Below are 13,318 nucleotides of genomic sequence, written 5' to 3'. Positions count from 1 at the left end.
GGCCGTCAGGCGGCCTGCTCCCTCGCCGCCATCACGGCGGCGACGGTATGAAAAGATCCGAAGACGGCGATTCTATCATTTTCCCCCGCCCGCTCGCTGACGGCGCTCCAGGCGGCAGCCAGGTCGGGGAACGCCTTCACCTGGCTGATGCCGTGGGCGGCCAGCCGCGCCTGCAGTTCGGCCAGCGGCAGACCGCGCGGCGTGTCCAGAATCGGCGCAACATACCACACGTCGAATTCGGATTTCGCCAGTTCGATCACGCTGTCGATGTCCTTGTCGGCCAGCATCGAAAACACGGCATAGCGGTTTTCCGCGTAAGACAGCGTCTGCAGGCTGGCCACCATCGCCCGCATTGCATGCGGGTTGTGGCCGACGTCCATGACGGTGACCGGGCGTCCCGGCAGGACCTGGAACCGCCCCGGCCATTCAACTTCCAGCAGGCCGCGGCGGATCGCACCGGCGCCGACCGGCAGTGCGGTTTTCATGGCTTCGAGTACCGCCAGTGCCGCGGTCGCGTTCATCATCTGGTAGCCGCCGCGCAGCGCCGGCGTCGGCAGGCAATGGCGGCGCGCGTCGCCATGCCAGAACTCCCACTGCAGCGAGTCGGTGCGGGTGAAGCCGAAATCGCGACCGATGCAGCGCAGGTCGGCGCCGATGGCGGCAGCATGGTCAAGCAGGCTTTGCGGCGGATTCGGGTCGGCGCAGATGGCCGGCCGGCCGGCGCGATAGATGCCGGCCTTCTCGAAGCCGATCAGCTCACGGGTATCACCGAGCCAGTCCTGGTGGTCGAGGTCGACCGACACCACCAGCGAACAGTCGGGCTCGAACAGGTTGACCGCATCCAGCCGGCCGCCGAGGCCGACTTCCATCACCGCAACATCGACGCCGGCGTCGATGAAGTTCCACATTGCCGCCAGCGTGCCGAATTCGAAATAGGTCAGCGGCGTATCGCCACGCGCGGCCTCGATGGCGGCAAAGGCACGGCAGATCGCCGCGTCGTCCAGCGGGACGGTATCGATGGCGATGCGTTCGTTGTAGCGCAGCAGGTGCGGCGACGCATAGGTGCCGACCCGGAATCCGGCACAGGCAAAGGTTTTCGACAGCATCGCGCACACCGAGCCCTTGCCGTTGGTACCGCCGACGGTGATGACGGGGAAGTCGGGGTCCAGCCCCATTGCCTCCTTGACCACGCGGACCCGGTCGAGGCCGAGGTCGATGGTGGAGACATGCAGGGTTTCGAGATAGTGCAGCCAGTCGGCAAGCGTACGGTCTTGACTCATGATGACGTCTTGAGGCTTTCCAGGTCGGGGGGACGGGGGGCAAGTCGGGGCGAAACATGCCAATGCAAGAGCACGCGCAGGGTCCGCAGTGCGGCGGCCGGCGCGGAATCGGCGCACAGTACCATGCTGAAGCGCCGGCCGGCGGCCCGGCCGCGCAGCACGATCAGCCACGGCAGCACCACGGTGGACGCGGCCAGCCGGACTGGCTGACCGTTCAGCAGCAGGCGGCCGGCGGCATCGATATCCAGCACCGGCAGCGTCGCGCCGAAGCCGCCGAACTGCCGGCCCTGCCACAGCACCGGCAGCGGCAACAGCAGCAGACCGGCATGCAGACCATCGGTCGCGCACAGCGCCACTGCCGCCGCCAGTGCGGCGAGCAGGGTCAGGGCCAGTCCGCAGCGGCTGGGGACAGGCACGATGCGCAGCGGGGCGAAACGGCGTGTGCGCACCGGATTCAGTCGTCGAGCGGCGTGTTTTCCAGCTCGTCGTCGACAGTGTCGATCACCATCGAGTGGATCTCGACATCGAACCATTCCCAGAACGTCTTCAGCGAGCGGTCGGTCGGCCACAGACTCTTGTCTTCGTACCAGGTAGCGAGTTCCATTTCGAACAGGCGCTGGGCAATGTCGTCAATATGGCTGACGCCTTCTTCCGGCTCGTCAAACTCGGGAATCAGGATAACGGTGCAGTCGGCGCGCAGGCTGTCGAGCGACAGCTCCATATCATTGTCAGGCACCCCGTTCAGCCAGTCGGCAAACGGTTGTTTGGGCTTGATGACGGCGACGGAACGATCGACGAAGTACATGGCTGGCTCCTGGATAATGCGGATCATCAAAATAAAAACCCCGCAACGCGAGGCGTCAGACTGTCCATACTCCGCGGCGGCGGGAACGGAAGGGGCAGGATTCAATCAGGCAGGTGCCGTGCTTACCGGCAGATGCTGTCTGGCGCGCACCGACGCCGCGATGACCACCGGTGCCCGCCTTCATGAACAGTCTGAGGCCCCGCAATGCGAGGCTTGTTATTGGCTTATTGAAACGATTGTATCAGCCCGTTCGGGGCACTGCGCGGTCGCATGCTAGAATCTACCGGTTTTGTTGCCGTTTTCAGTCTGCCTACATGCCGCTCCTGACTTTAGAAAAAGCCTCCCTCGCCTTCGGGCACGTCGCCCTGCTCGACGCCGTCGATTTTGCCCTTGACGGGGGCGAGCGCGTCGGTCTGATCGGCCGCAATGGCGCCGGCAAGTCATCCTTGCTGAAGGCCATCGCCGGTACCGTCCGTCTCGACGACGGCCGCATCCTGCAGCAGAGCGGCATCACCGTCGCTTACGTGCCGCAGGAGCCGGAGTTCGATCCGGACCAGACCGTGTTCGACGCCGTGGCCGAAGGCCTCGGCGAACTGAAGGACCTGCTCGGCGACTACCACCGCATCAGCCAGGCGCTGGCCAGCCCCGATGCCGATCACGAGGAGCTGCTGACCCGCATGCAGGCGATCCAGTCGGCGCTGGAGGCCAGCAACGGCTGGAGTTTCGAGAACCGCATCTCCACCACCCTGTCGCATCTCGGTCTGTCGCCGGACACGCGCATCACCGAGCTGTCCGGTGGCTGGAAGAAGCGTGTCGCGCTGGCGCGCGCCCTGACCAGCGCCCCGGACGTGCTGCTGCTGGACGAACCGACCAACCACCTCGACGTATCGGCTATCGAATGGCTGGAAGGCCTGCTGAACGGCTTCAGCGGCGCCGTGCTGCTGATTACCCATGACCGGCGCTTCCTTGACAATGTCGCCACCCGCATCATTGAACTCGATCGCGGCATGCTGCGCAGCTACCCGGGCAGCTTCTCCGCCTACCAGACGCGCAAGGCCGACGAGCTGGCATCCGAAGCCGAACAGAACCGCAAGTTCGACAAATTCCATGCCCAGGAAGAAGTCTGGATCCGCAAGGGCATCGAGGCACGCCGGACCCGCAACGAAGGCCGGGTCCGCCGCCTCGAGCAGATCCGCCGCGAGCGCGCATCGCGCCGCGAACGCGTCGGCCAGGTCAATTTCAAACTCGATGCCGGCGACCGCTCCGGCAAGCTGGTGGCCGAGCTCGAACATGTCGACAAGGGTTTCGACGGCCGCACGCTGATTCGCGATTTCACCACCCGCCTGATCCGTGGCGACAAGATCGGTCTGATCGGCCCGAATGGCGCCGGCAAGACCACGCTGCTGAAACTGATTCTCGGCGAGCTGGAGCCGGATCGCGGCAGCGTGCGGCGCGGCACCAATCTGCAGATCGCCTATTTCGACCAGTTCCGTACCCAGTTGCCGGAAGACATGGCCATCGTCGACGTGATCGGCGACGGCAAGGACTATGTCGATGTCGGCGGACAGCGCCGCCATGTGATGAGCTATCTGGAAGATTTCCTGTTTGCGCCGGCCCGTGCACGCAGCCCGGTCCGTTCTCTGTCAGGGGGCGAGCGCAACCGCTTGCTGCTGGCGCGACTGTTTACCCAGCCGGCGAATGTACTGGTACTGGACGAACCGACCAACGACCTCGATATCGATACGCTGGAACTGCTGGAGCAGTTGCTGTCCGAATACAACGGCACGGTCTTCCTGGTCAGCCATGACCGTGCCTTCCTTGACAACGTCGTCACCCAGGTGATTGCATTCGAGGGCGACGGCAAGCTGGAGGAATACCCGGGCGGCTATGCCGACTGGGTCTCCGCGCGGGCACGGATGGCAGAACTGGCACCCGCACCGGCAGTTTCGCAGCCGGCGCCCCAGGCAGCGGCGCCCGCGAAGCCGGCGCGGGACAAGGCCCGCACCCGATTGTCGTTCAACGAAACCCGCGAACTGGCGCAACTGCCCGACCAGATCGCCGCACTGGAAACCGAACAGGCCGCGCTGAACGAACGCCTGCTCGACCCGTCGGTGTGGAAGGACCGCGCCGCCGAGGCCGGCGCCTGGCAGGCGCGGATCGAAGCCATCGACGGGCTGCTGCTGGACAAGCTCGCGCGCTGGGAAGAACTGGAGAGCAAACAGGGATGACACACGTTCGCCGCTGGATCGTACTCGGACTGGTCGCGGCCATTGCCGCGTGCTCGACGGCGCCGACCCGGAAACCCGCCCGCCCGCGACCGGACGTGTCGCTGTCCCGCATCCAGGCCAGCGGCGACGGACGCGAGATCGTCATGTACTCGCTCGGTCTGCTCGGCGTCGGCTACCAGTTCGGCGGCAGCAATCCGGATGCCGGGCTGGACTGTTCCGGCATGGCAGCCTTCATCTACAAGAATGCCGTCGGCGTGGCACTGCCGCACAATGCCGCCGAAATCGCGTCGCGAACCCGCGAGATCGACCGCGGTGCGCTGAAGGCCGGCGATCTGGTGTTCTTCAACACCATGAATCGCCGTTATTCGCACATGGGCATCTATATCGGTGACAACAAGTTCGTGCACGCACCACGCACCAACAGCGTCATCCGCGTCGACAGCCTCGACAACAGCTATTTCGCCGCCCGCTACGATGGCGCGCGTGCCGTTCTGAACTGAGTTCTCATGCGACTGATCCCGACCACCCTGCTGCTCGCCACGCTGGCGGCGGCCGCCCTGCCCGCCTTCGCCGACAGTGCGGCGAAACTGCCGCCGGAACTGTCCAGCGACAAGGCCATCCTGCTCTACCTGCAGCTGAAGGACAGCGTCGGCAAGATGCCGGGCGTGCGCAAGGACGGCATCGCCATCAAGCGCGACTGGCTGCTGGACACGCTGCGCAAGGACATCAACCGCAAGGATGTCAGCGTCGAGGACCTGAAGCTGACACCGGAAAAGGGCACGCTGCTGCTCAAGACCACGTCCGGCGTCAGCGCGCTGCACACGGTCGATTTCCGCTTCCTGCCGGTCGACTGGCCGAACCGGACGATAAAGATCCGCTTCGAGCGCCATACCACGGCGGCCGACAATGGCCTGATCGCGCAAACGCTCGGCAATATCGCCATCGGCATCATGGGGCTGGCGGTCGGCAACCCGGTGGAGAAATTCGCCGACAAGCAACCGTGGGCGAAGGTCGACGGCGACGTGCTGTCGGTACGGCTCGACCAGGTACCGTCGCTGGCCGACAAGATGAAAAGCAATGTCGCCGGCTATCCGGTATTCGACTACGTCGGCATCCGCGAACTGCGGACGGCCGACGACGAAATCCGCGTCAAGCTGGGCTGGATGAAGTAGGTCGCCCCCCCGACGACAAGCGTTTCGACACCCCGTCGGCAATCCGCCATGCGTGTGCATACAGCGTCAGCTGTGGATTGACGCCGAGGCTGGTCGGCAACAACGATCCGTCGCACACGGTCACGTTGTCGGCCGCGTACAGCCGGCCGTCACTGTCGGTCACGCCGCTGCCGGCATCGCGTCCCATCCGGCAGCCGCCCATCACATGTGCGCTGACGACCCGGGTCGCCACCGGTGACAGCACCCGGGTCGCCTCGCGGACCTGGGCCAGATTGCGGCAGAAACCGGCGCGCTCATCCAGCGGCATGACCCGACCGGCACCAGCTGCAAACTGGATTTCCGCCATTGCCTCGAAGGCGTGGCGGGCGCCGCGCCAGAAGGTCTCGCTCAGCGGGTAATCGAGCAATGGCGAGCCATCGCTGCGCAGTGACACCCGGCCGCCGGGCAGTTCGCGATGAAAACCGTCGCGAACCAGCGCGATCAGTACGTTCAGTCTCGGCAACGCCCGCAGCGTGGACGCATAGGACGGGCCGAAGCCGGTCAGGGTCACGGCAGCCAGCAGCGGATGCACCGGCGGCGCTTCAATCTTGAATCCCGGTTCGCCATCGACCGGCCCCGCATGCAGGTAATGGTCGGTATAAATCGACTGGGGGGCACCGTCATACGGATGAATCTCGCGGGCGAACAGCGCGCCGGACAACACGGTCGGGTGCAGGCAGGTATTGGCACCGATCAGCCGCAACGGGTCCGGTGTCTCGCTGCGCAGCAGCAGGGCCGGGGTATTGATCGCCCCGGCGGCCAGCAGCACATGGCGGGCGCGCACCCGCACCCGGTGCCCGGTCGGCGTCAGCCCGTCGGCGGCCAGCGCCACCCCTTCCAGCCACTCCGCCTGCCGGTCGCGCCACCGCAGCCGCTCGACCCGCACCCGGTGCACCAGACGCAGGCCGCGATCCAGCGCGGCCGGAATGGCCGTCACCAGCATCGACTGCTTGGCATTGGTCGGACAGCCCATGCCGCAGTAACCGAGATTCCAGCAGCCGCGCACATTGCGACGGATATGGCCATATGACAGGCCGAGCGCGTGGCAGCCACGCGCAATCACCTCGTTGTTGCCGTTCGGCGCCGGCAGCCAGTCGCCCACGCCGACCAGCGCTTCGGCGCGCTCGAACCATGGCGCCATCGACTCGGCGGTAAACGGCAGGTCCAGCTCACTGCGCCACCAGGCCAGGGTATCGGTCGGGGTGCGGAACGAGCTGGTCCAGTTGACCACGGTCGAGCCGCCGACGGCGCGTCCCTGCAGAATGGTCACGCCCTTGTCACGCGTCTGGCGCGCGGCCGATTCCTGGTACAGGCGCGGGTAGGCAGTCGCTTCGCGCAGGTCGAAATCACGCGATGACCACAGTCCGCCCTCCTCCAGCAGCAGGACGTCGTGGCCGGCTTCGCTCAGCACCCGGGCGGCAATGCCGCCACCGGCGCCGCTGCCGACGATGACCACGTCCGCCGTCAGGTCGAGATCGCCGCTCAGGGTTGCGGCATCGGTAACTTTCCAGCCGCGGGCCAGGCCGTCGACAATCGGGTCGGCAATCATGCGGTCCTCCCCAGTGCGGCCAGTACTGCGGCCGGCGGACCACCGTAGCCGATCGCCGGCCATGCGGCCGGGTTGCCGTACCAGGCCGCGCCAATCAGCTGGTGCAGACCCTGGTAGACCGCGCGCAGTACCTGCAGGCGGCTATGGCGCAGGCGGTCGAGCGTGGCGGCAATATCGGCGGCCGCGGCAGCATGCCAGGGCGCACGCAGTCCCAGCAGCCAGCGCCGGGCCGGACGCAGGCGCAGCAGCGAGAACAGCTGCGTCACCTCGTTGCGCTGCGCCGGCGTCAGGCCCGCCAGCGCCGTGTCGATACCGGCCAGCACGATGCGGGAAAAATCGGCCGCCGTCAGTCCGGCCGGCACGCCGCCCAGCATGACCGGCACGATGGCGGCCAGCGCAATGGCCGCATCGGCCGGCACGTTCGCCAGCGCCGGACCGGACGGCAGCGGGCCGTCATCGGTGGCAAGCAGATCCGCGCCAAGGCCGGCCAGCGCCAGCAGCACGCCGCCGGCCGCTCCCACCTTGAGTACCGTGCGTCGGGATGGCATGCCCGCTCCTAGCGCAGCATGAAGCGCAGCAGCGCGCTGACCGCCCGGCCATACGGTGGCCGGATCAGCCCGGTGCCGTTCAGACGTGCCTGCGTGCACACTGCCTTCAGATGGCTGAAGGTGTCGAAGCCGTCACGGCCATGGTAGCTGCCCATGCCGGACGGACCGATGCCGCCGAATGGCAAATCGTCCTGGGCAATGTGCAGCATGGTGTCGTTCAGCGTGACCCCGCCGGCATGGGTACAGGCCAGAATCTGCGACAGGCGGCGGTTGTCCTCGTCGAATACATACATGGCCAGTGGCCGCGGCCGGGCGTTCAGGTAGTCGACGGCATCGTTCAGGCTGTCATAGCTGACGACCGGCAGCAGCGGGCCGAAGATCTCTTCCTGCAGGACCCGTGCCGTGTCGGCCACCTCCAGCAGCAGTGCCGGCGCCAGCTTGCCGCTGCCGGCCAGGTCTTCTCCCGCCGGGTTGATCTCGCGTACCACGGCGCCGTGCGCGCGGGCATCGTCGAGCAGTTCGCCCAGCCGCTGCCGGTGACGGTCATTGATCACGGCGCTGTAATCCGGATTGGCGACCAGTGTCGGGTAAGCCCGTGCGACGGCTGACGCATAGGCTGCAGCGAACGCGTCGCGCTGTGACGTGTGGACCAGCACGTAGTCGGGCGCAATGCAGGTCTGGCCGGCGTTGATCAGTTTGCCGAAGGCGATGCGTTCGGCCGCCTTCTCGAGCGGGTAGCCGGGCAGGACCAGCGCCGGCGACTTGCCGCCAAGCTCCAGCGTGACCGGGGTCAGATTGTCGCTGGCCGCGCGCATGACCAGCCGGCCGACGGCAGTCGAACCGGTAAACAGCAGATGATCGAACGGCAGCCGGGAAAACTGGCTGGCCTGCTGCGCATCACCGTCGAGCACGCTGATCACGTCGCGGCCCAGATACTTGTCGGCCAGTTCGCGCATCAGTTCACCGGTGGCCGGCGTGAACTCGCTCATTTTCACCATCGCCCGGTTGCCGGCAGCCAGCGCGGCGGTCAGCGGCCCCAGGGTCAGATAGATCGGGTAATTCCACGGCACCATGATGCCGACCACGCCCTTCGGCTGCGGTATCACCCGGTTGCGCGCCGGCATGAACAGCAGGTCAACCCCGCGCCGGCGCGGCCGCATCCAGCGCATCAGGTGCCGCTGGGTATGGCGCAGCCCGGCCACGGCCGGAAACAGCTCCAGCATGCGGGTCTCGACCGGGGAGCGATGCCCGAAATCGCTGGCGACGGCATCGACCCAGCGCGCCTCGCCATCCAGCGCCATCGCCCGCAGTGCCGACAGCCACTGCAGCCGTTCGGCCAGCGCCGGGTACGGCGTGTGCACCGCCTGCGCGCGCAGATGCGCAAAGGGTTCCAGCATCACCGCCGGCAGTGCCGGATCGGTCGTTTCCCTGTCCATGACAGCTTCCTTGTGTTGCCATTCGCCCCGGTACGGTGCGGCCCATGCGGCATGCGATTAGAGTAGCAACTCTAATCGTAACCGGCAACGAATTTCAAACGTATGATCGATAGCCAGTGTCATTGAAGTGCCGGACAACATGGACAACGACATCAAATTAACCTTATACAATTATGACCCACTAAGTATTACAAAAACCCCATGGAGCCCAACATGAAGCGGACACTCACGATCCTCACCCCGATTACCCTCGCCCTTGCCCTGGGCGCCTGCGCCGGCGGCAAGCTCAACCCGGACGCACTGGTCCAGACCGGCAGCCTGGCGATGAAGGCGGCAACGCTCAGCGACGCCGACGTCAAGTCGCTGTCGGCCCAGGCCTGCGCCCAGAGCGACAAGCAGTCGAAGATTGCACCGGCCGGCAACAAGTATGCAAAGCGTCTGGTCAAGGTCGTCAAGCCGTTCGGCAACAATCTGGACGGCCAGCCGCTGAACTTCAAGGTCTATCTGACCAGTGATGTGAACGCCTGGGCCATGGCCAATGGCTGCGTGCGCGTGTACAGCGGCCTGATGGACAAGATGAACGACGACGAGCTGCGCGGCGTCATCGGCCATGAAATCGGCCACGTGGCGCTCGGCCACAGCAAGAAGGCGATGCAAACCGCCTATGCCGTCTCCGCCGCCCGCAGCGCCGCCGCTGCCTCCGGCAATGCCACCGTGACCGCGCTGAGCACGTCGCAACTCGGCGATCTGACCGAGAAGCTGATCAATGCCCAGTTCTCGCAGTCGCAGGAAAGCGCCGCCGACGATTACTCGTTCGATCTGCTGACCCGCAAGGGCATGAAGCGCGAAGGCCTGGTCACCGCCTTCCAGAAGCTGGCCGACATGGACGGCGGCCAGAGCAGCATGATGAGCTCGCACCCGGGTTCGGCCGCACGCGCCAAGCATATCCAGGACCGCCTCGCCAGCGGCAAGTAAGCCTGGCACCAGCAAAAACGCCCCGGCATGGTCCGGGGCGTTTTTATTGTCATGCCGGAAACCGGCGGTCTTGCGATCAGTTTTTCTCCGGCATCAGCGATGAGTGGTGGCTGGTGATCAGCCATTTTTTTCCATTCCACTTGTAGCTGTAACTGTAGCGCGCGTGAGCCACGCTGCCATCGCCGAAGGTAAAGGTGTACAGACCGGCATCCACCGCCGTATTGCAGTCGACCTCGATCCAGCGGCTGTCGATTTTCCCGTCCGGCTTCTTCGCCAGAAAATGCTCGAAGTAGTCGGCCTTGGCTTCCGGTGTCAGCCGCGGCTGGTTGGACAGGGTCGGCAGCAGTATGGAATTCGTGGCGTAATTGGCCACCACCCTGGCCGGATCGCCGGTCTTCAGCGAGTCGTTCCAGCGATCGAACAGCGCGGCCACTTCCCGCTCCCCCGCTTTGTGGCAGACCACGGAACGGGCAAGGACCGGGCCGGAGACCAGACCGAGGGTGAGAGCAACATAAAACAGGCGGAATTTCATGAAAGATATCCTTGACCGGGGTGAAAGGCGACACCCTCAATATGACACAAGGAAATTTTTCCGCCAAACAATGACTTTAAAATAAAAACTGCCCCGCAGAAGCGGGGCAGTTCCGGGGTGACGCTACCGTCAGCTGACGGCAGGCATCACACGTTCACGCTGTCGGCCTGTTCCTGGTACGACTCGATCTCGTTGAAGTTCAGGTAACGGTAGACTTCCGCCGCCTTGGCATCGATCACGCCGACGTCAGCCATGTACTCGGCCACGGTCGGGATGCGACCCAGGCGCGAGGTGATCGCCGCGAGTTCGGCCGAGCTCAGGTACACATTGGTGTTCTTGCCCAGACGGTTCGGGAAGTTGCGGGTCGACGTCGACACCACGGTCGCGCCTTCGCGCACCTGGGCCTGGTTGCCCATGCACAGCGAGCAGCCCGGCATTTCGGTACGGGCGCCGCTGCGGCCGAAGATGCCGTAGTAGCCTTCTTCCGTCAGTTGCTTCTCGTCCATCTTGGTCGGCGGGGCGATCCACAGCTTGGTCGGGATGTCGGTCCTGCCGTCGAGCAGCTTGCCGGCAGCGCGGAAGTGACCGATGTTGGTCATGCACGAACCGATGAACACTTCGTCGATCTTGGTGCCGGCCACTTCGGACAGGATCTTCACGTCGTCCGGGTCGTTCGGGCAGGCCAGGATCGGCTCGGTCACGTCGGCCAGGTCGATCTCGATCACGGCAGCGTAGCTGGCGTCGGCATCGGCCTTCAGCAGCTTCGGCGCGGCCAGCCAGGCTTCCATGCTCTTGATGCGGCGACCCAGCGTCTTGGCATCGCCATAGCCGTTGGCGATCATCGACTTCAGCAGGGTGATGTTCGACGTCAGGTACTCGGCGATCGGCGCTTCGTTCAGTTGCACCGTGCAGCCGGCGGCGGAACGCTCGGCCGAGGCGTCGGTCAGTTCGAATGCCTGCTCGACCTTCAGGTCCGGCAGCCCTTCGATTTCCAGGATGCGGCCCGAGAAGATGTTCTTCTTGCCGGCCTTGGCCACGGTCAGCAGGCCCTGCCTGATGGCGTACAGCGGGATGGCATTGACCAGGTCACGCAGGGTGATGCCCGGTTGCATCTTGCCCTTGAAGCGGACCAGCACCGATTCCGGCATGTCCAGCGGCATCACGCCGGTGGCAGCGGCAAACGCCACCAGACCGGAGCCGGCCGGGAACGAGATGCCGATCGGGAAGCGGGTGTGGCTGTCGCCGCCGGTGCCGACGGTATCCGGCAGCAGCATGCGGTTGAGCCAGCTGTGGATCACGCCGTCGCCCGGCTGCAGGCTGACGCCGCCGCGGTTGCGGATGAATTCCGGCAGCTCGTGGTGCATCTTCACGTCGACCGGTTTCGGGTAGGCAGCGGTGTGGCAGAACGACTGCATGACCAGGTCGGCCGAGAAGCCGAGGCAGGCCAGATCCTTCAGTTCGTCACGGGTCATCGGGCCGGTGGTGTCCTGCGAGCCGACCGAGGTCATGCGCGGTTCGCAGTAGGTGCCCGGGCGGACGCCCTGCTCTTCCGGCAGGCCGCAGGCGCGGCCGACCATCTTCTGCGCCAGGGTGAAGCCGTTGCTGGCTGCAGCCGGGTCCTTCGGCAGACGGAAGGTGGTCGAGGCCGGCAGGCCCAGCGACTCGCGGGCCTTGGCGGTCAGGCCACGGCCGATGATCAGGTTGATGCGGCCGCCGGCGCGCACTTCGTCGAGGATCACGTCGCTCTTCAGCGCGAAGCTGGCAACGGTTTCGCCATTCTTGACGATCTTGCCGTCGTACGGGTAGATCTCGACCACGTCGCCCATGTTCAGCGCCGACACGTCGACTTCGATCGGCAGCGCGCCCGAGTCTTCCTGGGTGTTGAAGAAGATCGGGGCGATCTTGCCGCCGAGGCAGACGCCGCCGAAGCGCTTGTTCGGCACGAACGGAATGTCTTCGCCGGTGTGCCAGATCACGCTGTTGGTCGCCGATTTGCGGCTGGAACCGGTACCGACCACGTCACCGACGTAGGCGACCAGGTTGCCCTTGCCCTTCAGCTGTTCCAGCAGGCTGATCGGGCCGACCGTACCCGGCTGGTCCGGGGTGATGCCGTCACGCGCATTCTTCAGCATGGCCAGCGCGTGCAGCGGGATGTCCGGGCGGCTCCAGGCATCCGGCGCCGGCGACAGGTCGTCGGTGTTGGTTTCGCCGGTCACCTTGAACACGGTCACGGTGATCTTTTCCGGCACGGACGGACGGCTGGTGAACCATTCGGCGTTCGCCCACGATTCGATCACGCCGCGCGCATTGGCATTGCCCTTGTCGGCCAGTTCCTTGACGTCGTGGAAGTAGTCGAACATCAGCAGGGTCTTTTTCAGCCCGTCGGCAGCGACGACGCCCACTTCGGCATCGCCGAGCAGGTCGATCAGCGGCTTGATGTTGAAGCCACCCAGCATCGTGCCCAGCAGTTCGGTCGCCTTGGCACGGCTGATGAGGCTACAGCTGTCGCTGCCCTGCGCCAGCGCGGCCAGGAACGCGGCCTTGACCTTGGCGGCATTGTCCACGCCCGGCGGCACGCGATGAGTGATCAGATCGACCAGGAAGGCTTCCTCGCCAGCCGGCGGGTTCTTCAGCAGATCAACCAGTTCGGACACTTGCTGTGCGGTGAGGGGGAGCGGCGGAATGCCGAGGGCGGCACGTTCGGCGACGTGTTTGCGGTAGGCTTCAAGCATGGCGTTGACCTTTGCAGTTGCG

Annotated in this window: 12 protein-coding genes; 4 read left to right on the top strand and 8 right to left on the bottom strand. The window is 65.4% G+C overall.

What is annotated here, in order from left to right; all coding sequences use genetic code 11:
- Window positions 1-5: 5 nt before the first annotated feature.
- The 3 genes from folC to ACYVG8_RS07630 are packed head-to-tail and all read right to left on the bottom strand — an operon-like array spanning window position 6 to window position 2,085.
- Window positions 6-1,280: a bifunctional tetrahydrofolate synthase/dihydrofolate synthase gene (gene folC / locus ACYVG8_RS07640; RefSeq protein WP_028499126.1), complete on the bottom strand. Its 1,275-nt coding sequence runs from the start codon at window positions 1,278-1,280 to the stop codon at window positions 6-8.
- The gene (locus tag ACYVG8_RS07635) at window positions 1,277-1,729 is read right to left on the bottom strand and encodes a protein YgfX (protein ID WP_028499125.1); all 453 of its coding nucleotides are present in this window, start codon (window positions 1,727-1,729) and stop codon (window positions 1,277-1,279) included. The genes folC and ACYVG8_RS07635 overlap by 4 nt, the downstream gene beginning before the upstream one ends.
- 5 nt (window positions 1,730-1,734) lie before the next feature.
- Window positions 1,735-2,085 (bottom strand): hypothetical protein, encoded by a 351-nt coding sequence (locus ACYVG8_RS07630; protein WP_028499124.1) that lies wholly within the window; start codon window positions 2,083-2,085, stop codon window positions 1,735-1,737.
- A gap of 314 nt (window positions 2,086-2,399) precedes the next feature.
- Between ACYVG8_RS07630 and ACYVG8_RS07625 the strand changes: the two genes are divergently transcribed.
- Genes ACYVG8_RS07625 through ACYVG8_RS07615 form a run of 3 tightly spaced genes read left to right on the top strand, consistent with a single transcriptional unit; the run spans window position 2,400 to window position 5,485 of the window.
- Window positions 2,400-4,313, top strand: coding sequence for an ATP-binding cassette domain-containing protein (locus ACYVG8_RS07625; protein WP_460745312.1), 1,914 nt, complete (start codon window positions 2,400-2,402; stop codon window positions 4,311-4,313).
- Complete coding sequence (locus ACYVG8_RS07620; protein ID WP_028499122.1) at window positions 4,310-4,813, top strand: C40 family peptidase; 504 nt, start codon at window positions 4,310-4,312, stop codon at window positions 4,811-4,813. Before ACYVG8_RS07625 ends, ACYVG8_RS07620 begins: the two co-directional genes overlap by 4 nt.
- Window positions 4,814-4,819: 6 nt before the next feature.
- Window positions 4,820-5,485 (top strand): hypothetical protein, encoded by a 666-nt coding sequence (locus ACYVG8_RS07615; RefSeq protein ID WP_460745311.1) that lies wholly within the window; start codon window positions 4,820-4,822, stop codon window positions 5,483-5,485.
- On the opposite strand, the gene ACYVG8_RS07610 is transcribed toward ACYVG8_RS07615, so the two are convergent.
- Genes ACYVG8_RS07610 through ACYVG8_RS07600 form a run of 3 tightly spaced genes read right to left on the bottom strand, consistent with a single transcriptional unit; the run spans window position 5,463 to window position 9,057 of the window.
- The gene (locus tag ACYVG8_RS07610) at window positions 5,463-7,073 is read right to left on the bottom strand and encodes a GMC family oxidoreductase (RefSeq protein WP_028499120.1); all 1,611 of its coding nucleotides are present in this window, start codon (window positions 7,071-7,073) and stop codon (window positions 5,463-5,465) included. The two genes, ACYVG8_RS07615 and ACYVG8_RS07610, sit on opposite strands and share 23 nt — an antisense overlap.
- Entirely contained in the window at window positions 7,070-7,621 is a 552-nt protein-coding gene (locus tag ACYVG8_RS07605; protein WP_107889818.1) for a twin-arginine translocation signal domain-containing protein, read from the bottom strand. Before ACYVG8_RS07605 ends, ACYVG8_RS07610 begins: the two co-directional genes overlap by 4 nt.
- Window positions 7,622-7,629: 8 nt before the next feature.
- Window positions 7,630-9,057, bottom strand: coding sequence for a coniferyl aldehyde dehydrogenase (locus tag ACYVG8_RS07600; protein WP_028499119.1), 1,428 nt, complete (start codon window positions 9,055-9,057; stop codon window positions 7,630-7,632).
- 213 nt (window positions 9,058-9,270) lie between these two features.
- Here ACYVG8_RS07600 and loiP point away from each other — a divergent pair, with 213 nt between their 5' ends.
- Window positions 9,271-10,032: a metalloprotease LoiP gene (loiP, locus tag ACYVG8_RS07595; protein ID WP_036385846.1), complete on the top strand. Its 762-nt coding sequence runs from the start codon at window positions 9,271-9,273 to the stop codon at window positions 10,030-10,032.
- Window positions 10,033-10,108: 76 nt separating this feature from the next.
- Here loiP and ACYVG8_RS07590 read toward each other — a convergent pair whose 3' ends face one another.
- Both ACYVG8_RS07590 and acnB read right to left on the bottom strand, forming a co-directional pair.
- A complete protein-coding gene (locus ACYVG8_RS07590; RefSeq protein ID WP_028499117.1) occupies window positions 10,109-10,564 on the bottom strand; it encodes an SgcJ/EcaC family oxidoreductase in 456 nt (151 codons plus the stop codon).
- Between the two features lie 146 nt (window positions 10,565-10,710).
- Entirely contained in the window at window positions 10,711-13,296 is a 2,586-nt protein-coding gene (gene acnB, locus ACYVG8_RS07585; RefSeq protein ID WP_028499116.1) for a bifunctional aconitate hydratase 2/2-methylisocitrate dehydratase, read from the bottom strand.
- Between the last annotated feature and the right edge of the window lie 22 nt (window positions 13,297-13,318).

The sequence above is a fragment of the Microvirgula curvata genome (genome assembly GCF_054781615.1).
Note: the sequence above shows the minus strand (reverse complement) of the source record. Positions and strands in the feature narration are given on the sequence as shown.